The 21,279-nt window shown below is 64.4% G+C and carries 21 protein-coding genes; 15 read left to right on the top strand and 6 right to left on the bottom strand.

Annotated features, from left to right (window positions below; genetic code table 11):
• The first annotated feature begins 1 nt into the window (after window position 1).
• From folE to IM701_RS17695, 3 genes are all read left to right on the top strand, one after another.
• On the top strand, window positions 2-580 hold the full coding sequence (gene folE / locus IM701_RS17705; RefSeq protein WP_062344390.1) for a GTP cyclohydrolase I FolE: 579 nt from the start codon (window positions 2-4) through the stop codon (window positions 578-580).
• Window positions 581-643: 63 nt separating this feature from the next.
• Window positions 644-934: a type II toxin-antitoxin system Phd/YefM family antitoxin gene (locus IM701_RS17700; protein WP_039335732.1), complete on the top strand. Its 291-nt coding sequence runs from the start codon at window positions 644-646 to the stop codon at window positions 932-934.
• Window positions 931-1,278 carry a type II toxin-antitoxin system RelE/ParE family toxin gene (locus tag IM701_RS17695; protein WP_193828610.1) on the top strand — a complete coding sequence of 116 codons (348 nt, stop codon included), beginning with the start codon at window positions 931-933 and terminating at the stop codon, window positions 1,276-1,278. Before IM701_RS17700 ends, IM701_RS17695 begins: the two co-directional genes overlap by 4 nt.
• A gap of 7 nt (window positions 1,279-1,285) precedes the next feature.
• Here the strand turns inward: IM701_RS17695 and IM701_RS17690 are convergent, their stop codons facing one another.
• The gene (locus IM701_RS17690; RefSeq protein WP_062344386.1) at window positions 1,286-2,581 is read right to left on the bottom strand and encodes an MFS transporter; all 1,296 of its coding nucleotides are present in this window, start codon (window positions 2,579-2,581) and stop codon (window positions 1,286-1,288) included.
• Window positions 2,582-2,586: 5 nt separating this feature from the next.
• Window positions 2,587-3,345: an SDR family NAD(P)-dependent oxidoreductase gene (locus tag IM701_RS17685; RefSeq protein WP_193828609.1), complete on the bottom strand. Its 759-nt coding sequence runs from the start codon at window positions 3,343-3,345 to the stop codon at window positions 2,587-2,589.
• Window positions 3,346-3,669: 324 nt separating this feature from the next.
• Between IM701_RS17685 and IM701_RS17680 the strand changes: the two genes are divergently transcribed.
• From IM701_RS17680 to IM701_RS17655, 6 genes are all read left to right on the top strand, one after another.
• Window positions 3,670-6,225: a TonB-dependent receptor gene (locus tag IM701_RS17680; protein ID WP_193828608.1), complete on the top strand. Its 2,556-nt coding sequence runs from the start codon at window positions 3,670-3,672 to the stop codon at window positions 6,223-6,225.
• 187 nt (window positions 6,226-6,412) lie between these two features.
• On the top strand, window positions 6,413-6,916 hold the full coding sequence (locus IM701_RS17675; protein ID WP_193828607.1) for a nuclear transport factor 2 family protein: 504 nt from the start codon (window positions 6,413-6,415) through the stop codon (window positions 6,914-6,916).
• Between the two features lie 23 nt (window positions 6,917-6,939).
• Window positions 6,940-7,698, top strand: coding sequence for a glucose 1-dehydrogenase (locus IM701_RS17670; RefSeq protein ID WP_193828606.1), 759 nt, complete (start codon window positions 6,940-6,942; stop codon window positions 7,696-7,698).
• 77 nt (window positions 7,699-7,775) lie between these two features.
• Window positions 7,776-9,431 (top strand): choline dehydrogenase, encoded by a 1,656-nt coding sequence (locus IM701_RS17665; RefSeq protein WP_039335831.1) that lies wholly within the window; start codon window positions 7,776-7,778, stop codon window positions 9,429-9,431.
• 54 nt (window positions 9,432-9,485) lie between these two features.
• Window positions 9,486-11,618 (top strand): hypothetical protein, encoded by a 2,133-nt coding sequence (locus tag IM701_RS17660; protein ID WP_193828605.1) that lies wholly within the window; start codon window positions 9,486-9,488, stop codon window positions 11,616-11,618.
• Window positions 11,588-12,370 (top strand): DUF3142 domain-containing protein, encoded by a 783-nt coding sequence (locus tag IM701_RS17655; protein WP_193828604.1) that lies wholly within the window; start codon window positions 11,588-11,590, stop codon window positions 12,368-12,370. Before IM701_RS17660 ends, IM701_RS17655 begins: the two co-directional genes overlap by 31 nt.
• 66 nt (window positions 12,371-12,436) lie before the next feature.
• On the opposite strand, the gene IM701_RS17650 is transcribed toward IM701_RS17655, so the two are convergent.
• Both IM701_RS17650 and IM701_RS17645 read right to left on the bottom strand, forming a co-directional pair.
• Window positions 12,437-13,057: a DUF3885 domain-containing protein gene (locus IM701_RS17650; protein WP_193828603.1), complete on the bottom strand. Its 621-nt coding sequence runs from the start codon at window positions 13,055-13,057 to the stop codon at window positions 12,437-12,439.
• 191 nt (window positions 13,058-13,248) lie between these two features.
• A complete protein-coding gene (locus IM701_RS17645; RefSeq protein WP_193828602.1) occupies window positions 13,249-13,734 on the bottom strand; it encodes a hypothetical protein in 486 nt (161 codons plus the stop codon).
• Window positions 13,735-14,016: 282 nt separating this feature from the next.
• On the opposite strand from IM701_RS17645, the gene IM701_RS17640 reads away from it, so the two are divergent.
• A complete protein-coding gene (locus IM701_RS17640; RefSeq protein WP_193828601.1) occupies window positions 14,017-14,505 on the top strand; it encodes a TspO/MBR family protein in 489 nt (162 codons plus the stop codon).
• Window positions 14,506-14,707: 202 nt separating this feature from the next.
• On the opposite strand, the gene IM701_RS17635 is transcribed toward IM701_RS17640, so the two are convergent.
• Both IM701_RS17635 and IM701_RS17630 read right to left on the bottom strand, forming a co-directional pair.
• On the bottom strand, window positions 14,708-15,082 hold the full coding sequence (locus tag IM701_RS17635; RefSeq protein WP_193828600.1) for a DUF6379 domain-containing protein: 375 nt from the start codon (window positions 15,080-15,082) through the stop codon (window positions 14,708-14,710).
• 13 nt (window positions 15,083-15,095) lie between these two features.
• Window positions 15,096-16,088, bottom strand: coding sequence for a sugar phosphate isomerase/epimerase (locus tag IM701_RS17630; RefSeq protein ID WP_193828871.1), 993 nt, complete (start codon window positions 16,086-16,088; stop codon window positions 15,096-15,098).
• 342 nt (window positions 16,089-16,430) lie between these two features.
• Here IM701_RS17630 and IM701_RS17625 point away from each other — a divergent pair, with 342 nt between their 5' ends.
• From IM701_RS17625 to IM701_RS17605, 5 genes are all read left to right on the top strand, one after another.
• Window positions 16,431-17,273 carry a nuclear transport factor 2 family protein gene (locus IM701_RS17625; protein WP_082013408.1) on the top strand — a complete coding sequence of 281 codons (843 nt, stop codon included), beginning with the start codon at window positions 16,431-16,433 and terminating at the stop codon, window positions 17,271-17,273.
• 5 nt (window positions 17,274-17,278) lie between these two features.
• Window positions 17,279-18,838: a carboxylesterase/lipase family protein gene (locus IM701_RS17620; RefSeq protein ID WP_193828599.1), complete on the top strand. Its 1,560-nt coding sequence runs from the start codon at window positions 17,279-17,281 to the stop codon at window positions 18,836-18,838.
• A 99-nt stretch (window positions 18,839-18,937) separates the two neighbouring features.
• The gene (locus IM701_RS17615; protein ID WP_193828598.1) at window positions 18,938-20,635 is read left to right on the top strand and encodes a bifunctional diguanylate cyclase/phosphodiesterase; all 1,698 of its coding nucleotides are present in this window, start codon (window positions 18,938-18,940) and stop codon (window positions 20,633-20,635) included.
• 65 nt (window positions 20,636-20,700) lie between these two features.
• Window positions 20,701-20,940, top strand: coding sequence for a type II toxin-antitoxin system ParD family antitoxin (locus IM701_RS17610; protein ID WP_193828597.1), 240 nt, complete (start codon window positions 20,701-20,703; stop codon window positions 20,938-20,940).
• Between the two features lie 14 nt (window positions 20,941-20,954).
• Entirely contained in the window at window positions 20,955-21,278 is a 324-nt protein-coding gene (locus IM701_RS17605; protein WP_193828596.1) for a type II toxin-antitoxin system RelE/ParE family toxin, read from the top strand.
• Window position 21,279: the final 1 nt, after the last annotated feature.

Genomic DNA, 21,279 nt, shown 5'->3' with positions numbered 1-21,279 from the left:
AATGGAGACGACCAAGCCGGAGGTGCCTGCCGAGGTCGAGCAGGCGATTGCCACGCTGATCCGCTGGGCGGGGGACGACCCCGCCCGAGAAGGCCTGCTCGATACGCCCCGGCGCGTGGCGCGGGCGTGGCGGGAGTATTGCCAGGGCTATGCCGAGGACCCGGCCGCGCACCTTTCGCGCCAGTTCGAGGAAGTGGGCGGGTACAACGAGCTGGTGCTGCTCAAGGACATCCCGTTCCAGAGCCACTGCGAGCACCACATGGCTCCGATCATCGGCAAGGCCGCCATTGCCTATCTGCCGCGCGACAAGGTGGTGGGCATCTCGAAGCTCGCCCGCGTGCTCCATGCCTATGCGCGGCGGCTGCAGATCCAGGAGCGGCTGACCGCACAAGTGGCGCAGTGCATCTGGGACAACCTGCGTCCGCACGGCGTGGCTGTCGTAATCGAGGCGCAGCACGGCTGCATGACCGGGCGCGGCGTGCGCACGCCGGGCGTGGGCATGGTGACGAGCCGGATGATGGGCACGTTCCTCGAGGACAACCGCAGCCGCAAGGAAGTGCTGAGCCTGATGGGCTATTGAGGGCGGCTTGCTGGTCATCCATATTCGGACTACATTCGGACCGAATATGGATGGAGCCGCGTCATGGGCCTTGAAAGCCGCATCAAGCCGATCAGCTACCTGAAAGCCAACGCCGCCGAAGTGCTGCGCGAACTGAATGAAGGCGCCGAGCCGCTGGTCATAACCCAGAATGGCGAGGCCAAGGCCGTGCTGCAGGATGCGGCAAGCTATTACCAGATGCAGGAGACAATGGCGCTGCTCAAGCTGCTGGCGCTGGCGAAGGAGAATATCGCGGCGGGGAAGGTCAAGACCGTCGAGGGACTGGCCGACCGTATCCGCGCCCGTGCCGCTGAAGAAACCCGCTTTGTCGAATGACGGGGACCTATCGCGTCGAAATTGAAGACGAGGCGGAAAACGATCTGTTCGAAATCTATCGGCGCCGCCTTGCGCAGCGCGGACCCGATGGGCCAGACGGCGCCGAGGCGCTGCTGGATTCGATGATGCAACTCATCGACAGCCTTGCCCACTATCCTGAGCGCGGTCCGGTCCCGGTGGAATTACTGGAACTGCGCGGAAGTCCGTGGCGGCAGGTTTCACATCCGCCATATCGCATCATCTACGAGTTGGGGGACGGAGTGGTGACGATCGCGCTGGTCGCAGATGCGCGACGAGACTTCTCGACCCTGTTCCAACGCCGCCTGCTCGCCTTGAAGCGCTGAGCCACCGCTAACCCGCCAGCGCGGCCTTGTCGCGTTCGAACGAGCGCATTGCGCGCAGGGCTGCCCAGACGCCGATGTAACCGGTGGGGATGGCGACCGACAGGCCAATGCGCAGGCCATGAGGACCGGCTCCCGCGATCCAGTCCGAAAGTTGTCCGGCCAGAACCGGGCCGAGTACGTTGGCGAACATGCTGGAGATCAGCAGGACCAGTGCGGTGCCGGTGGCGCGGTGGCTGTTGGGCAGGATGTATTGCAGGCCGGCAAGCACGCCGACCGACCAACCGCCGCCGAGCAGGCCCGAAGGCACCGCGAGCAGCCGGGCCACGGTCAGGCTGTCGCTCCAGGTGACGAGCAGGATGGTGGTGGTTGCGCCGCCGAGCGCCAGCGCGGTGAGGCGGAGCTGAACGGTGGCATCGCCCTTGCCGAGCTTGTCGGAGAGAAAGCCGAAGCCGAGCACGCCCAACAGGCCGGGCAGCCCGAACGACAGAGCGAAGGTGGCGCCCGCGGCTTGCGTCGAGAGACCATAGGCGCGCTCGAACAGGGCGGGGCCCCACATGCCGAAGGTCACGCCCGAAAGCGAGCCCAGCGCCATCACCGTGGCCAGCAGCATGACCGACGGCGTCCCGACCAGCAGGCGCATCGTCTGCTTGAGCGGGAGCACGGGCGTGGCGACGTCAATGACCTCACGCGCGGGTTCGCGCACGATCAGCCATGTCGCCAAGGCGATGACGATGCCGATCATGCCCAGTGCGTGGAAGGCGGTCTGCCAGGTCGAGGCGGCGGCGATGGCGGGGCCGCCGGCGAGGCCAGCCATCTGGCCGACATAGATCGCGGTCCCGAGCAGGGCGAAGGCGCGGCCCCGTTCGTTGGCGGGGAAATAGGCGGCGATCAGGGCGGCGGCAGGGGCCTGGTAAGCGGCCTCGCCAATGCCGACGCCGACGCGGGCCAGCGCCAGCATTTCGGCGCTGGTGGCGAGCCCTGACAGCAGGGTGAAGAAGCTCCAGAAGCCGCAGCCCAAGGCAATGATCATCACGCGCGAGCGGCGATCGGCGGCGCGCGCGATCGGCAGGGTGAACAGGCTGTAGAGCAACGCGAAGGCTGGGCCCATCAGCGCGCCCATCACCGTATCGCTGATGCCGAAGTGCGCCTTGATCGGCTGGGCGAGGCCGGGGATCAGAAAGCGGTCGGCATAGTTGAGCACCGCGACCATGACCAGCAGCGTCAGCGCCAGCCAGCGGTTGGTCAGCGGCTTGCCACTGGTGGACAGGGTGGCGGCGGCGCCTGCCGGAATGGTCGCGGCCACGCGGCTCAATCCCGCATCTGCGCGCCGCCGTTGACGTGCCAGACCTGCCCATTGACCCAGGCGCCATCATCGGAGGCCAGGAACGTCACGGCGGCGGCGATGTCTTCGGGCTGGCCGAGGCGGACGTGCGGCACGGCGGCGAGGCCACGCTCGACATACTCGTCGGTAAGGTGCTGCCTGACCGCTTCGGTGAGGACGAGGCCGGGGCAGATCACGTTGGCGCGCACGCCCTTCTTGCCGAATTTGGCGGCAACGTGGCGGGCCAGCGCATGGATGGCGTTCTTGGTCATCGGATAGGCAACCTGCCACGGTGCGCCGCCCGATGCCGCGCCGGAGGAGGTGTAGATCATTGCGCCGCCGCCGCGTTCGAACATCTTCGGCAGCGCCGCCTGCGTGGCGAGGAAGTGGCTCTTGGTGTTGATCGCGAAGCTGAGGTCGAGCACGTCCTCGGGGCAATCGAGGATGTCGTTGTCGCCCCCGGTGCCGCCCGCAAGGTTGGAATGGTAGAAGTCGAGGCCGCCATAGGTCTCTACCGCGCAGGCCACGATCGCGGCTTGTGAATCGGCCTTGGTGCCGTCAAGTTCGATGCCGGTGGCGGTGCCGCCGGTTGAGCGGATGTTTTCCGCCACTTCGCGGGCCCAGTCGCCCATGAGGTCACCGATGACGACGTGGGCGCCTTCTTCGGCGAGGCGCCGTGCGGTTGCAGCGCCAATGCCGCGCCCACCGCCGGCAACGATGCCGACTTTGCCCTTGAGGCCCTTCATTCCAGAATCTCCCGTATTGCCTATTTGCGGATCATAATGCCGCCAGAATTATGCAAACATGTATATCACCGGAATTATGACCGCGCAACGTGCGATATTTTTTGCTCTCATCTCCGCATAAAGCCAGTCTTGTGATTCGCGGCGTGCGCCGATGCGAGTGCTCTGGAGCGCATCGGCATGCTGCATTTTTGCGGGAATCGCCGGGTCCATATCCCGGACAAGTGGCGCATTTCTGCGAGTCATGGCATGTTTGCGTATTTCGACTTGTCAATTTCTACGCATTGGCTATCTTCCGCGCCAACAACGGTTTGGAGGGGAGTAACAATGAAGGCCACCACTTGCGCAACGCTCGCCGTGCGGCTGATGCTTGGCGCCAGCCTGGCATCGATGACGCTGGGATCTGCCGCCCATGCTGCGGATGAACCCGTGCAGGCCAGCGATGACCAGGGCCAGCTGGAGCAGATCGTCGTGACCGCGCAGAAGGTCGAGCAGAACCTGCAGGACGTGCCGCTGGCAATCAGCGCGATCAGCGCCGACAAGGTCGAGAAGCTGGGCATCCGCGACGCCAAGGACCTGTCCGGCCTCGCCCCCAACGTGACGATCGTGCAGGGCACGACCAACGCCAATGCCGCCGTCATCTCGATCCGCGGCATTCCCACGCCGGCGACCGAGACCTTTGGCCTCGACACCGCGAACGGCCTTTACGTCGACGGCGTGTTCATCGCCCGCTCGGGCGGCAGCGCGCTTGACGTGATCGACGTTGCCCGCGTCGAAGTGCTGCGCGGGCCGCAGGGCACGCTGTTCGGCCGCAACACCACCGGTGGCGGCATTGCCTTCATCTCGCGTGCGCCGTCGAAGGAATTCAAGCTTTCGGCCGAAGCCGGCTATGGCAACTACAACGCGTTCAACGCCAAGATCACGCTCGATCCGGGCGAGATCGCGGGCATCTCGACCAGCTTCACCTACAGCCACCGCCAGCGCAACGGCGTGGTCGACAACCTCAACGAGCCAAGCGATGCGCGTGATCCCGGTGCGCGCAAGGGCGATTCCTTCCGCATCGCCGCCAAGGCCGACATCGGCGGCACGGGCTCGATCCAGTACATCTTCGACTGGAGCAAGATCGACGCATCGCCGATCAACTTCCAGCTGACCAATGTCGCCAGCGGCGCGGTGCGTCCGCCCGAAGTGGTCGGCGGCGTGCCGGTGGTGGTGACGCAGCAGGCGCCCGTCGCGCCGTTCCTGAACACGGTCAACTTCCTCGATCCGCGCTGCGCCGCTCTTGCCGCGCCGACGCGCGACTGGCGCCGCACGGTGTGCAACGACATCAACAGCCGTTCGACCGACAAGGCCTGGGGCCACAACGTGCAGGTCCAGAACGACTTCGGCGCGTTCCACCTGAAGTCCACCACCGGCTACCGCTTCTGGAACAACGACAGCGTGACCGACCTTGATGGCATCGGCGCGTTCACTGCGCCGCGCTTCACGCAGGCGTCGCTGTTCAACGGCATGCCGGCAAGTCTGCTGCAGTTCATCCCGTCGATCCCGGCGAATTTCCGTCCGTTCATTGCCGCATCGCCGGTACCGACCGTGCAGCAGAACCTGTTCGACACCAACAACAAGCGCCGCCACAAGCAGTTCAGCCAGGAAGTCGAGATTGGCAACGAGAGCGACAGCCTCGACTGGGTGCTCGGCGGCTTCTATTTCTGGGAAAAGGGTTCGGAGTACAACCCGCAGAACAGCGGCTTCGTGCTCGATACCAATTCGATCTTCCTCGGCAACTTCGGCCCGCTCGGCCCCTCGTTCGTCGCGGCCAATCCGGCGCGCTACCGTCTGGTGCAGACGCTGTCGGTGCTCGATTACACCGCGACGGCGGAAAGCACTGCGGTCTATGGGCAGGCGACGTTCTACCCCGGCGGCAAGGACAGCGGCCTGCGCCTGACGGCAGGCGGCCGCTATACCTGGGATACCAAGTCGATGGTGCGCCGCCAGAACGGTGTGGCCCCGCTTGCCACGCCCGAGCAGGGCCGCGCCAGCTACAGCAAGTTCACCTGGAACCTGATGCTGGGCTATGACCTGTCCGACCAGGTCAACCTCTATGCCCGCATCGCCACCGGCTATCGTTCGGGCGGGTTCAATGCGCAGGACCCGGCGGTGGCCGGCGTGCTGCCTTCGTTCAAGCCGGAGAACGTCACGTCCTACGAAGTGGGCCTGAAGTCGGAACTGTTCGACCGCAAGGTTCGCTTCAACCTTGCCGGATACTACAACGAGTACAAGGATCTGGCGATCGCCGTGCCGATCACCAACCTTGCTCCGGGCACTTTCGCCACCAAGGTCACGAACGCCGGCAAGGTCACCTACACCGGCGTCGAAGCCGAATTGACGGCGGTGCTGACCGACAACTTCACCTTCGAGGCGAACGCCGGTTACGTCGACATCAAGTACAAGGAGTTCCTCGCCGGGCTTCCGGTCGCCGCCAACCAGCCACTGGTCAACATCGCGGCCTATGCCACGCCGGGCTACACCTCGCCGTTCACCGCAAATGTCGCGATGAATGCGCAGTTCCCGCTGGGCGACAACGGCATGCGCCTGACCGGCCGGGTCAGCTATGCCTACGAAGACGGCAAGTACAGCTTCTCGAACGTGCTGTCCTCGCCGTTCAACGAAGTGCTGAAGGGCGACAATCGCAATATCGTCGACGCGCAGGTGGCGATTGATCGCATCCCCCTTGCCGGGAGCGAGGCGGCGGTGCGCTTCTGGGTCAAGAACCTGACCGACGAGCACAACCTCGTCCGCGCAATCGACTTCGGCCAGCTGGGCTATGGCGGCGGCTACTACGCCGATCCGCGCACCTATGGCGTGACGGTGGGCGTGAAGTTCTGATCTTTGGGGAGGATGGGCGCCGGTACTCCGGCAACCGTCTTCGGGTGGCCCCGCTTCTGCAAGTGCAGGGGCGGGGCTTTTCTGTTATTACGCGTTCATATAATGAAAACGCATCTTCACAACGGAATGCGTATCCCTATAGCTAGTGACAAAGCGAATCATGCAAGGTTCGTGTGGGAGAGCCGTGATGACGATCAGCCTTGAAGACCTCGCCGCGCGGCTGACCGCGCTTGAGGACAAGGAAGCGATCCGCGCGCTGAAGGCGCGCTACCTTCGCGCCTGCGACCTCAAGCAGGTCGAAGATGTGCGCGATTGCTTCGCCCCCGGCAAGATCCGCATCGCCTATGAAAACTTTCCGGAGTTCGATGACCGCGATGCCTTTGTCGCGATCTATCAGCAGATGGCCTGCAACGGCGGCGTCTATGACATCCACCACGCCACCAACTGGCAGATCGATCTTGAAAGCGGCACGCGGGCGACGGGCAAGTGGTCGCTCAATTTCCGCACGATCCTGACCGGGCCACGCCAGGTCGTCCGCCTCGCGGTGGAATACGACGACGTTTACGAGAAGCGCGACGGCCGCTGGTGGATCGTCGAGACTGTCAGCCGCGTGACCTCGATGCTGACCGAACAGGTGGCTGAGGACGGCAGCGTGACGGTAATCGCGCTGGCCGAGCCGCCGGCAGCCTGAACCTTCGAAAGGGAAATCCAGACATGGCAATCAATTACGGCCTTGAAGGCAAGGTGGCACTGGTCACGGGCGCAGGCGGCGGCATTGGCCGTGCGGCGGCAGAGGCATTCGCGCGTTCCGGCGCGAGCGTCATGGTCAGCGACGTGAACGAGGCAGGCGGTGCTGAAACGGTAGCTTTGATCGAGGCTGCAGGCGGCAAGGCCGCGTTCGTGCGCTGCGACGTGAGCAACGCGGACGAGGTCAAGGCGATGGTCGCGGCCACGGTCGCAACGTTCGGCGGGCTCGACTGTGCATTCAACAATGCCGGGATCAACCGCATCACCGACGACCAGTACGACGACGCGATCTGGGAGCGCGACATCGCGATCAACCTTTCCGGCGTGATGCGCTGCATGCGTGAGGAGGCGGCTTACATGCTGCAGAACGGCGGCGGCGCAATCGTCAACACCGCCTCGATCAACGGGCTGGTCGGCAATGGCGGACAGCCTGCCTATACCGCCGCCAAGCACGGCGTGGTTGGCCTTGCCCGACACGGTGCGCTGCGCTGGGCCAAGGCCGGCATCCGCGTCAATGCGGTCTGCCCTGGCGTGATCGAAACGCCGATGACCGCGCCGCTGGTGCAGAACGCGGAAATGAAGGCGCTGATCGACGGGATGACGCCGGTGGGCCGGATGGGACAGGCCAGCGAAATCGCCGAGGCGGTGGTGTGGCTGTGCTCTCCTGCGGCAAGTTTCGTCACCGGACATGCCATGGTCGTCGATGGGGGCGCTACGGCGTTCTGACGCCTTGCATTTAATCGCGCGCTTAATTACCCCTGTGTCAGTAACCGCGAGCAACGCGGAATCGGGACAGGTGGATGATGGCGACAGGCGCTTTCGACTTTATCGTGATCGGTGCGGGCAGCGCGGGCTCGGTGCTTGCCGCGCGCCTGTCCGAAGACCCGCAGACGCGTGTGCTGCTGCTCGAGGCCGGCGGGCCCAACACGTCAGTCCTGGTGCGGATGCCGGCGGGCGTGGGCACGCTGATCAAGCAGAAGAGCAAGCACAACTGGGGTTTCTGGTCGGAACCGGAACCGCACATGGACAATCGCCGGATGTGGCATCCGCGTGGGCGCGGCCTCGGCGGCTCGTCGGCGATCAACGGCATGGTCTATATCCGGGGCCACGCGCGCGATTATGACCAGTGGCGGCAGATGGGGCTGGAAGGCTGGTCCTGGGCCGATGTGCTGCCCTATTTCCGCAAGGCCGAGGACAATTGCGACGGTGCCGATGCCTTCCACGGTGCGGGCGGGCCGCTGAAGGTCAGCTGGGGCGAGAATTCGCACCATCCGCTCTATCGCGGGATCATCGAGGCCGGGCGGCAGGCCGGGCACAAGGTCACGCCCGATTTCAACGGGGCGGATCAGGAGGGCTTCGGCCGCTACCAGCTGACCATCCACGATGGCCAGCGCTGGAGTGCGGCGCGTGGCTACCTCGCGCCGATTGCGGGCAAGCGCGGCAACCTGAACGTGGTGACCGGCGCGCGGGTTCACCGCATCGTGGTGGAGAACGGGCGCGCTGTGGGCGTGGACTATTCGCTTGGTCAGGGCAAACCGGTCATCCGCGCCAGCGCGACGCGCGAAGTGCTGCTTTGCGCAGGCGCGTTCCAGTCCCCGCAGATCCTCCAGCTCTCCGGCATTGGCGATCACGAGGCGCTGAAGGCCAAGGGCGTTGCGCCGGTCCATGCGCTGAAGGGCGTGGGCGCGAACCTTCAGGATCACCTGGACGTCACGCTCAACTGGGCCTGCACCCAGCCGATCTCGCTCTACAACGAGATCAAGGGGTTGCGGCAGCTCAAGGTCGGTCTGCAATACCTGCTGACCGGCAAGGGCACCGGGCGGCAGAACGGGCTGGAGGCCGGCGCCTTCCTCAAGTCGCGCCCCGATCTTGATCGGCCCGACCTGCAGATCCACTTCGTCATCGCGATCATGCAGGAACATGCCAAGGTCCAGGCCAAGCGCGATGGCTTCACCATCCACGTCTGCCAGTTGCGCCCGGACAGTCGGGGGCAGGTCTCGCTCAGCAGCGCTGATCCTTACGCCGACCCTGCGATCCTTGCGAACTTCCTCGCCGCCGAGGAAGACCGCCGCGTGGTGCGCGAGGGCATCCGCATCGCCCGTAAGGTGGCGGGGCAGGAGGCATTGGCACCCTATCGCGGCGAGGAGATCTGGCCCGGGGCGCATGTGCAATCCGATGCCGACATCGACGCCTGGGTGCGCGCCAGGGGCGAGACAATCTACCACCCGGTCGGCACTGCGAAGATGGGCACGCGCGATGACCCGATGGCGGTGGTGGACAAGGACTGCAAGGTCATCGGCCTCGAAGGCCTGCGGGTGATCGATGCCTCGGTCATGCCGACGCTGATCGGTGGCAACACCAATGCGCCGACGATCATGATCGCCGAGAAGATCGCCGACGTGATCCGGGGGCGGGCGCCGCTCGCTCCGGCCGATACGCGGGTGGCAGAACTGGTGTGATAATGTGATGAAGGCCATTGCGCGAGGAGGACCGGCTGGGCCACCTTGCCGCGCATGATAAAGCGTCTGTTCGCCAAGCATCCCGTCCTCACTACCGCAGGCGCCGTGGCGCTGGGCAGCCTTGGCGTGGGCACCGCACTGTGGGCCTGTGCCGATACCTCGTGCTATCCCGGCTGGCAGCTGGGTGCGCTGGACTATGACTGCGCAGGCCGCGCGCTGATCAGCCCCGGCAACGATACGCGCATCAACATGGTCATGCTGATGCAGAGCGTGCAGCCGGGGGTGGCACTGCCTGCCGAGGCGAAGATTGATCCCAACGATCCGCAGTTCGGCAAGGTGTTCGTGTCGTGGGAAGGCTTGCGCGCTTCGCTGTGGCCTGAGCCGGAGGCCCCCGAGCCGGATTATGACGAGAAGAGGTGCTCTGAGGCTGAGGCGGGTAGTGCCGATTTCCTTGCGGCGCTGGCGGCGGACAAGGGCGTGCCGGCGGGAGAGCGGGCCACGCTGACAGCGCTGCGGGCGACGGCAGGGTGCCATGACGGCGAGTGGAATGACGCGGCAATTTCCAGCCAGCAGGGCCGCGCTTTCCTCTCCTACCTGAAAGCCGCCGATGCCTTCCACAAGGCGGACTATGCGGCAGCAGAAGCGGGGTTTGCCACGCTGGCCAAGGTCGGCAATCCGTGGATTGCCGAGACTGCGCGCTACATGCCGATCCGCACGGGGCTTCGCCGCGCGGCGGCGACGTCGCTGGACGAGTGGGGCGATTTTGCCGGACCGGAAAAGGTCGATCGCGCGGCGCTGACATCGGCGGCACGTGCGATCGATGCCTATCTCGCCGCCTATCCCAAGGGCCGCTATGCCGACTCTGCGCATGGCCTGAAGCGGCGCGTGGCGTGGCTGGGCGGCGATACCGAGGCGCTGGTCGGCACCTACGAGGCGCTGCTCAGGGCGACGCCCGCATCAAGTGTCGAGGCGGCCTATCTCGTTGAGGAAATCGACCGCAAGCTGCTTGATCGCGAGGATGCGGCAGCCGTCGTGGCAAAGCAGGGCAAGGCGCCGCTGCTGCTGGCGCTGGCCGACATGAAGAAGATGCGGCCGGTCTACGACGGGCCAGCGGTGGGGCTGTCTGCCGCAGAGCTTGCGGCGCATAAAGCGCAGCTCTTGGCCTATCCCGATCTCTACGGCCTGCTCGAAGCCACCCGGATCACTTATGCTGGCGAGAATGCGAAGCCGATCCTCTCGATCCTGCCGGATGCGGCGCGGGCGAAGGGGATGACGCCGCTGGCCTTCAGCCGCCAGATGGTGCGCGGGCAGGCGCTCTCTGCCTTGCGCGATCCCAATGAGGCGGGGTTCTGGCGCGAGCTGATCGGCGCGGCGAGCCCGTTCCACCAGCGCCCCTTGGCCGAACTCGGCCTTGCCCTGCGCTGGCAGCGCGACGGGCGCGTGGATCAGGTCTTCGCGCCGGGATCGCCGGTGCAGGAGCAATCGATCCGCGAGGTGCTGTTGCAGACCGTTGCTAGCCCGGCGATCCTGCGCGCCAGCGCGGCCGACGCCTCGCGTTCGAGCCATGAGCGTGACGTTGCCCGCTTCGCCCTGCTGCACAAGGACCTGACGCGCGGCGCGTTCGCCGATTTCACGCGCGATGTGGCGCTGGTGCCTGCCGATGCCAACACCGATGGCGGGCTGTGGGGCTTTGCCAGCCAGCAGAGCGTGCCGGTGGGCCTGTTTACCAAGGGCCAGTGGTCGGACGGCTTTGCCTGTCCGGCGATTGCGCAGACCGCCGCCACGCTCGCCCGCAATCCGGCTGACCAACGCGCGCGCCTGTGCCTCGGCGATTTCTGGCGCCTGAACGGCTTTGATGGCTTCGCCCTGCACGCGCCGGGCGATGGCGCCAACGTTCTCGGAAGCGCGCCAGACCTTTTCCCCGGCAAGGCCAGCTATCGCGATGCGATCTATGCCGCGATCATCGCCGACAAGGCGGCCCCGGCAGACCTGCGCGCCTATGCGCTCTACCGCGCGGTGCGCTGCTATGCGCCTTCGGGCTACAATGGCTGCGCGGGGCCTGCGCGGACCACGGCGGAACTTGAGGCGGCGCAGGTGCCGCTGGCGGTCCGCAAGGGCTGGTACGACGAGCTGAAGAAGCGCTACCCGCAAAGCCAGTGGGCCAGAACGCTGCGCTTCTACTGGTGAACTGGCGCGCGATTGCCTTTGCCGCTGCGCTGCTCCTCGCCGGATGCGAGCGCCAGCCAGACGCGCCGCGCGTGCGCGCCGAGACGGCTGAGGCAGTGTTCGTCTGGCCCGGCGTCCACCCTGCGCCTGAGATAAAGGCGCGCACCGTGTACCTGCTCGATGGCGAAGTGCGGCGCGATGGCGCAGCGCGGCTGCATCGGCTGCGCATGGGCATCCCGCGCTTGCCCGGGCGGACGCTGTGGCTGGTCGTGCGAGCCGAGCGGCTCGACTGGACCGACGCCACCCGAGCCGCGATCCTCGCCGACCTTGCGCAGTGGCGTGCGGCGGGTAACGAGGTGGCGGGCCTGCAGGTCGATTTCGATGCCGCCACCAAGGGCCTGTCAGGCTACGCCGCGTTCCTCAAAGACCTGCACGCCCGCCTGCCCAGGGACGTCCGTCTCTCGATCACCGGCCTGATGGACTGGAGCGCCAATGGCGATCCCCGCGCGCTTGCCCAACTTGCCGGCACGGTCGACGAAGTGGTGATCCAGACCTACCAGGCCCGCTCCACGATCCCCGGCTACGAAGCCTACTTCGCGAAACTGGCAAATTTCCCAATTCCCTTCCGGGTGGCGCTGGTCGAAGGCGGCGAATGGCAAGCCCCACCGGGACTTGAGACCCACCCGATGTTCCGGGGCTACGCGGTGTTCCTGCTGGGGCGCGAGCGGCGTTGGGGGGAGGTCCGGTTTCGGACGCGGCGTAGTTCGGGCTGAATGGCTTGAATGGGGTGTATTCCGGATGGTCGGCTTTCAGTCGCGAGGCGCTACGAACGGAAGTAGTTAGAACAGCTTTGCCATGCGCTCAAGATCGTAGTCGAGGAGCCAGTCAGCAAAACCTGCGTAAAGCCCTTTAAGCTTGGCGGCATCAAATGCACTCACGTCCATTCCTCGATCATCGTAGATGTGCATCATCACGGATGCGTTTGGGTCGATCAGGAAAGTAACGACAGGAGCTCTCGGGTAGATAGGCATTTCTGACGCGACGGCATGCCAAAGAAGGGTGTCGCGGGCCATCTTGTCTAGACCCATATCGTAGCTGCGGATGTCCCAGACATCTGCCTCTTCTCCAGGATCGGTGTAAAGTACTGCCTGCCATTCGCTTATCAGAGGCGCATGAAATCCGGTGTAATGAAGAGCCATGAACCCGTCGGCTACTTCATCCGCAAGACCAGCTTGATTTGGCAGGCGGCCGTTCCACGCCACGATGCCTATGCAGCTTTCACGAAACATCGCGTCAGCGACGGTTGATGCCCGTCGGTGCGCCTGAAGAAAACGTGGAACTGACTCGGTTGTGTTATCAAACTCCTCGCCACCAAGTTCGAAACGCAGTCGAACGTCCTCGAAGCCAAAGCGGGCTGTCCAAAGACTCGACCACAAATTCTCAATGGATGGCCTGCTCATAGCGCTCGATAGCCGCTTCGAGCGCGACCAAGCAATGACGAAAAAGCTTGGCCGAACGGCAGCAATGGCGTCGTGTCGTGACTAAGCGCTTTTGGGCCCAATGGTCGGAAAGCCGCCCTTCGACTCAAGCCGGGACAAGCGGCAGCTGTCGGTACGCCTGCCTTGTTGCTCGAACGGCGGCAATGGGGTGGTTAGTGGACTTCGCCTTCGATCAGCGTTACGGCGTCACCAACCGCTGAAGTGAGCCGTCCGTCGCGAAAGCTGAATTTCATCCTAATGCCCTCGAGGGGCTGATTGGTTCGGAATAGCAATTCGACTTCCCAAGAGCAGCCGGAGGGAACGAAGGCTATCGGCCCGGTCCATAGGGATTGCGCTTCAAATCGGATCGGCTTCACGTCTTTTACCATTTTGACAGCACCGGGCGGACCAAAGCTTCTTACGGTAATATGATCACCTCGTCGGATTTCAAAACGAGCATCGTCGGCGATTACCGCTCGAAGGTGGTCGGTCTCGTTCCGATCCGCAGCTCTCACCAGATCAAGTGCACGCTGGACATAGAAGCGGTCGGCTTCGCTTTGGCTCGGGCGACCACTTTCAAACCCGGGGCAAGCTGCAGTCGCACTTGCCATCGGAGTTGAAGCGACAAGCAGGATCAATGCAGATAAGATTTGCGGCATCTGAAGGAATTGCCATCACCGCTGAAGGTCCGCAATGGCGTCGTTTCCGGAACGGCGGCTTTTCAAGTAGGAGTTCGCCATAGCCGCCGATCCTCCCTTTTCATCGCTGGTGCAAAGGAGGGCGCGGAAAGGACTGGTTGCCACCCCTCCGTCAGTCCTTCGGATTGGCACCTTCTTTGGCCTTCGCGAGGACGGGGAGGATCAGAGATCTTCGAAGGCGGCTCAGGGCCGCCCGCAGATGCAGGTTGCGTGCGGCGTCGATTGCGGCCAGACCTTCGCTCCATGCAACCTCATGTCATCGCTGCCGTCCTGTGGGCCCTGATCCTTGGCGGGGCGGGCGGGGTCCTGACCGAGATCGGGCCGTGGTATCGCAATCTGAAGAAGCCTTCCTGGCAGCCGCCCGATTGGCTGTTCGGCCCGGCGTGGACGGTGATTCTGGGGCTTGCCGCCTGGGCCGCGGTGCTGAGCTGGGATGGTGCCAGTGACGAGGCCGGGCGGATGACGGTCATCGCGCTGTTCGCCGTGAACTTCGTGTGCCACTTCCTGTGGTCGCCGCTTTTCTTTGCGCGCAAGCGGCCCGACTGGGCGCTGATCGAGGTGGTGCCGCTGTGGCTTTCGGTACTGGCGCTGTGCGTCATGCTGCGGCCGTTCTCGGTGCTGGCGAGCTGGCTGATCGTGCCCTATCTTGCGTGGGTGAGCTTTGCCGCCTGCCTCAATCTTGTCATCGTCCGGCTGAACCGGCCTTTCGGGGACGTGAGAGAAATCTCGTAGACGTGTGAATTGTCGCACATTCTTCTGCGACGAAGCGAGCTAATCAGCCCTTGCGACCCGAAGGGCTCTGCCAGTCAGAGTTCCTGAACTTCAAGGGGACGGCGCGAGCGATCGCACCGTCCCCCTTTTTTGCAGGCGTTCCGTAGCAACGCCGAGGTCCCCGCTCCAAAATCCATTCAGGCGCGGGGACGCCGGGTTTTTGTCACGCGGCGAGCGCGAGGTCCTTGGTATCCTTCGTGGTGGGCACGAAGGGCAGGTAGGAGACGCGGTAGCGCACGGCGAAGGTGATCTGGTGATCGCCTGCGGCAAGTCCGCCGTTGAGCACGATGATCCGGGCCTTTTCGCCGAAGTTCCAGCGATCGTCGTAGACGGTTTCCATCTCGTCGAGCGAGTAGGTGTTGCCGTGCGCGGAGAAGCGCACGGTTTCACGCGGCTGCACTGCGCCGTCGACGGTGACCTGGATGTCCTCGATCATCGAGAGGCCGAGGCCGCGGTAATAGGGCAGGCGCCCGAGGAAGGAAAAGCCGCCGTCCTCGCTGCGGAGGCTGCCCTCGACGATCATCTTGTTGTCCATCATGGGAAGAGTCTCCTTATTCTGCAGCTTCGGCCATGGCTTCCGCATCGGCGCAAGCCGTGGGCGAGGTCTTGATCGCAGGGTCCTGCGCTTCGCCGAGAAGGCGGGCGAGCATGACCTGCTGGCGGCGGACCTGTTCGACCGAATCCGGCTCCTGCGCGTCCTCGATCCAGCGGTTGCCTTCGTATTCCGAGCAGATGTAGCCGTCGTAGCCGCCCTGCTTCAGCACTTCGACGATCTTGTCGTAGGGGATCGAGGGTTCCACGTAGTCTTCGTTCATCTGGTAGAACTTGCCGTGGATGTTGTGGATGCGCGGCATGTAGTCGAGCATGCGCTTGGGCTCATAGGCGGCGTTGTGGCGCATGGTTTCGGCCATGGCGATGGCAGGGCCGGTGCCGCCCATCTCCTGCACGCCGAGGATCACGTATTCCGACAGCACGCGGTCCTCGTAGGACTTGACGATGTAGTCGGCGATGTTCTGCGGCACGCCCATGCGCAGGAACTTCTCGGTCCACACCGGCGGGAAGGCGTGGAGGAACATGCCCATGTCGGGCAGGAAGCCGAGCGCATCCGAACCGGACTTCTCGAAGGCTTCGGCGTGGCGGATGATCCACGGGTGATCGAAGTGCAGCGGGGCGTGGACCTCGATGAGGATCTTGATGCCCTTTTCCTCGGCATAAGGCGCGGCGGCAACCAGCACTTCGGGCGCGATCGAGACGAGGGCGCGGATGTACTTCGCGCCAAGACGGGCGCCGAAGTCGATGTCCTTCTTCACGCTGGCGACCTGCTCTTCCAGAGGCATCAGGCGGCCCTTGTAGCGCTTGTAGTCCAGCATGAAGTCATGACAGACGGCGGTGCAATCATACTGCGCGATAATGCGGTGCCAGTTTTCGATCTCGGCATCGGCCACGCCATATTCGGGCCAGCCCCAGAACGACTGTTCGCCGATGACCTCGATGCCCTTGGCGCCGAGTTCGGCGCTGGTGCGGATGCAGTCCTCGAGGGTCATCTTACCCTGGAAGGTCTCGTTCTGGTAGGAATAGAGGCTCACGCCCCTCTTGATCTTGGACACACGTCACCTCTTGGCGGGGTTGTTGCGGATAGCCGGCACAGGCTCGATCGAAATGCCGAGTTAGCGTTGCGGACAGGGCGGGAAGGGGCGTGCAAGATAGCGCAGGCCTTTCGCTCTCTCCTGGGGTCTGCCGCCCCTTATTGGAATGGATATTCTAACAATATGCGGCGTCCGTCAAGTCCTGCTTGACCATCGTTTTAGAATCACCATACTTATTCTGAATCCGCGATGCCGCGCATGATGCGGTGCTGCCCGAAAAGACTGCAAAGGGAGATGGAGATGAACGCAAAGACGTTGCGCCGGGCCATGATCGGCCTTCTGGCAAGTGCCGCGCTGGCAGGTCCGGTAATGGCAGGTCCGGCCGCTGCAAAGGACGATCTGGCCGCGATCAAGGCCGAGATGCAGGTGCTGAAGGCGCAGGTCGAAGGTGCGCGCGACCGGGCGGCGGTGGAAAACCTGTTCTCGCGCTACATGTACCTGCACAATGCCTTCCGCGATACCGACATCATCCCGCTGTGGGCGAAGAAGGGCACGCCGGGCGTACGCTCGCAGTACAGCAACCTTGGCGTCTACACCGATTGGGACAAGATCATGTCCTACCACCAGGGCCGTCCCGCGCCGGTCAGCAAGCTGGTGTTCCACTATGTGACGACGCCGGTGATCGAAGTGGCTGGCGATGGCCAGACCGCCAAGGGCCTGTGGATCGTCAACGGGCTGGAATCGGGCCTGGTCGATGTCGACAAGGCCAAGAACATGCCTGCCTGGATGTTCGAGAAGGATCTCGTGCAGGGCAAGAAGGTGTGGATGCACAACGTCTACCTCAAGTACGGGGTCGACTTCATCAAGCAGGACGGCCAGTGGAAAATCTGGCACTTCCACTGCTTCGAGGTGGCCCGCGCGCCCTATGGCATGGGCTGGATTCCCTTTGCTGCTGTCGCGCAGGACGATGCCTTCAACGTTGACCTGATGTATGTGGGTGAGGACGGCAAGCCGGTGTTCATGCCCAAGGTCGATGGGCCCGCCACGGTGCTTTCCAACACCTACCGCACCGATACCTCGCAGAAGCTCGAGGCGCGTCCGCCCGAACCGTATCGCACCTTCAGCGAAACCTTCGAGTACTGACCTGCATGATGCGGATCGCGGGCTCTGTCGGGGCGCTCGCCCTTGCTTTCGCGGCGAACGTCTCCTTTGCGCAGACCGTGGTGGCGACCAGCGGCGGCGCGGTCCGCGGGACGGTGAAGGGGGGCGCCGAGGCTTTCCTCGGCATCCCCTATGCCGCGCCGCCGGTGGGGCCGCTGCGCTGGCGCGAGCCGCAGGGGGCGGCTCCGTGGCAAGGCGTGCGCGAGGCATCTGCGTTCGGGCCGGTGTGCCAGCAGGGCGTACCGGCGCCGTGGGGCCCCTATACGGCCGAGTTCCTTGCCGCGCCGCCGATGAGCGAGGACTGCCTGACGCTCAATATCTGGCGTCCGCAGCATGCGGTAAAGAAATTGCCGGTGCTGGTGTTCATCCACGGCGGCGGTTATGGCGGCGGGGCGGGCAGCCTGCCGATCTATGACGGGGCGAAGCTTGCCGCGCGGGGCGCGGTCGTCGTCACGATCAACTATCGCGTCGGCGTACTGGGCTTCATGGCGCATCCGGCGCTCACGGCGGAATCGCCGCTGGGGTCTTCGGGCAATTACGGACTGCTGGATCAGATCGCCGCGCTGAAATGGGTGCGCGCCAATGCTGCGGCATTCGGCGGCGACGCGGCCAACGTGACCGTTTCGGGCGAGAGCGCGGGCGCGGCTTCGGTGGCGGACCTGATGGTATCACCGATGGCCAAGGGCCTGTTCGACAAGGCGATCGCCTTCAGCGGCGCCAGCATGGCAGTGGATGTGCCGCCGCTGGCGAAGAACGAGCAGATCGGGGCAGAGCTTGCGGCCAAGCTGGGCAAGGCGAGCATCGCGGAAATGCGCGAGGTTTCTGGCGAGGCGCTGATCGAGGCGACGCGCTATGTGCCGGGCGCCAGCAGCGGTCCACCGCCGCTGCGGTTCGTGCCCAATGTCGATGGCAAGGTGGTGCCGTTCGATCCGGTCCGGGCGAGCGGCCCGGTGGTTAGCCCGGTGCCCTTGATCACCGGGTACAACAGTGCCGAGATGATCGATCCTTCGGTGCGGACGCCGGCGCAGTTCGAGGCGGCGGTGCGGGCACGCTATGGCGCGTTCGCGGACCGTCTGCTGGCGCTCTATCCGCATGCGACCGAGGCGGAAGCGATTGCATCGAACACGCTGATCGCGCGCGATCGCTACATGGCAGGGCTGCTGCTGTGGGCGAAGGAGCGCACGCGCAGTGCGCGGCAACCGGTTTTCGCCTATGTCTATGACCACGCCTATCCGGCGGTGCGGGGCGGGCAATCGTGGGGAGCCTTCCACTCCTCGCAATTGCCCTATGTGTTCGGCAACATCGGGATCGGCGATCGGACGTGGACGGCGGCTGACAGGCGCATTGTGCGGCAGTGGCAGGACCGCCTGCTGGCCTTCATGCGCAGCGGCGCGCCGGGCGCAGGATGGGCCCAGGTGGGCCCGGCGACGAGCGGCGTGATGGGGCTGGGGGACCGTGAAGCGATGCGGCCGGCGGTATCTTCGCCCGAACGGCTCGAGGCGTTCAAGGCCTATGCTGCGAGTGGTGGCAAGCTGGGATTGATTTAAGTAACAATACGTTAGTGTGGCGACGATAGTTTAGGTTCCTGGTCGTAAGTAGAGCCTGAGATTTTGCTCTCGGGTTTCTTTTCAGCCACGGAGAACGCCTTGCCGACGGGACGATCCACGCCGGGACGCTATGCGCAGATGCTTGCGCGGTCCGCTACTGCCGCCATCTGCGCCGGGCCTGACAACCTGATCCTTTCGTGGAATTCCGCGGCCGAGCAGTTGTTCGGCTTCAGCGCGGAGCAGGCGATCGGCAAGCCGCTGACGATCATCATGCCGGAGCGCTACCACGCCGCGCACGAGGCGGGATTGGCCCGCGCCGTAAAAAGCGGCAAGGCGCGGTTGGCGGGCAAGGCCATCGAGATGCTGGTGCGCCATGCCGACGGGCACGAGATCCCGGTCGATCTTTCGCTGTCGATGTGGGACGAGAACGGCCAGCCGATGTTCGGCGCGCTGATCCGCGACATCACCGATCGGCAGGCGGCCAAACGCCGGCTCGAGCATCTCGCCCATTGCGACACGCTGACATCCTTGCCCAACCGCAATGCCTTGAACGCCCGGCTGGAGGAAGCGATCGCGCGCGGCTCCTGCGCGCTGATGCTGCTTGACCTCGACGGGTTCAAGGACATCAACGACACGCTGGGCCATAGCGTAGGCGACCTGCTGCTGGCTGATGTGGCGCGGCGGATCGAAGGCTGCGTGGGCGATGCCGACATGGTGGCGCGGTTCGGCGGCGACGAGTTTGCCATCGTCCTGTCCGATTGCAGCAATCCGCTGCGGATCGATTCGCTGTGCCGTGCAATCTTCGAAAGTCTGGCCACCCCGTTCCAGATCAACGGCAAGAACGTGTTTGTCGGCACCAGCATCGGCATCGCGCTGGCGCCGAAGGATGCATCGACGGTGGACCAGCTGTTGTCGCGCGCGGACCTTGCGCTCTACAGCGCCAAGGCCGAGCACGGGGCGCAGCGCAAGTATTACCTGCCGACGATGCACAACCGCTCGGAGCAGCGCCAGAGGCTGGGCGCGGAACTGCGCGAGGCCTTGCCGCAAGGGCAGTTCGTGCTGCACTTCCAGCCGCAGGTCTCGCTCGAAGACAAGGCGCTGCTGGGCGTGGAGGCGCTGCTGCGGTGGAAGCACCCGCAGTTCGGATTGCTGCACCCCGATGCCTTCCTTTCGGTTCTGGATGACAGCGTTGTAGCCGAGGACGTGGGCGACTGGGTGATCGACGAGGCCTGCCGCGTGGCCAGTTCCTGGCGCAGCGCCGGGCTTGGCGAAGTGCGCATGGCGGTGAACCTGTTTGCGGCGCAGTTGCGCTCGCCCCGGCTCTATGGCGTGATCGGCGAAGCCTGCCGCAAGCATCGCATCGCTCCCACGCAGCTGGAAATCGAGATCACCGAGAACATCGTGATCAAGCACAACGACGAAGTTGCCACGATGCTCAAGCGCCTGAAGACGCTGGGCGTGGACATTGCCTTCGACGATTTCGGAACCGGGTATGCCTCGCTCAGCCTGCTGCAGCGCTATCCGCTGGATCGGCTCAAGATCGACCGCTGCTTCGTTGAAGCGATCCATCGTTCGGATGCGGATGCCGCGATTGTCGATGCGGTGCTGCAGATGGCGCGCACGCTTGGCCTGGAAGTGATCGCCGAAGGGGTGGAAACGCGCGAGCAGGAACGGGTGCTGCGCGAACTTGGCTGCAAGGAAGCGCAAGGGTTCCTCTATGGACGGGCCGTTGCGGCGGACGAGATCGTGCGCCTGTTCGCGCCCGTTCCGCAAGCGCGGGTGGCTGCTGCAAGGTAGGGCAGCGCGGCAGGCTGGGAGAGGGGTAGGTTGCCATTTTTTGCCATGCAATCTATCCTGGCGGCATGTCTTCGATGAACATTTCGCTGCCAGACGCCTTGAAGTCTTTCGTTGACGCCCAAGTTGCAAACCGGGGGTTCGGCACGAACAGCGAATACGTCCGCGAGCTGATCCGCAAGGACCAGGACGTGCAGCGACTGCGGGGGATGATTCTGGATGGCGCGGCCTCGCCAATTGTGGGCGAGGTGGATGAGGCCTACTTCGACGGATTGCGAAAGCTGGCGCGGGACAGCGTCGGCAGCTGAGCAGAAGCGGGCCGATGCGCCGTCTGGTTTTCCATGAGCTGGCAGACAAGGATGCCCGGCGCGCTACGGAAGACTATGCCCTGACAGCCGGGCTGGATGTTGCCCTGCGCTTTGTCGACAGATTGCAGGATACATATGCGTCGATCGCCCGTGCGCCGAACGGAGGTTCACCGCGGTGGGCTTACGAGTTGTCGGTGCCGGGTCTTCGTTCGAGAAGCGTAAAGGGATTTCCCTGGGCGGCTTTCTATCTTGTGGCGGAGGATCGCATCGAAATCCTCCGCCTGCTTCATCTGCAGAGCGACATCCCTGCATGGCTCGCCGCCGATCCAGAAGCGTGAA

It is taken from the genome of Novosphingobium sp. ES2-1, from assembly GCF_015169775.1.
Lineage (GTDB): Bacteria > Pseudomonadota > Alphaproteobacteria > Sphingomonadales > Sphingomonadaceae > Novosphingobium > Novosphingobium subterraneum.
This window is presented reverse-complemented; position numbering and strand designations above follow the sequence as displayed.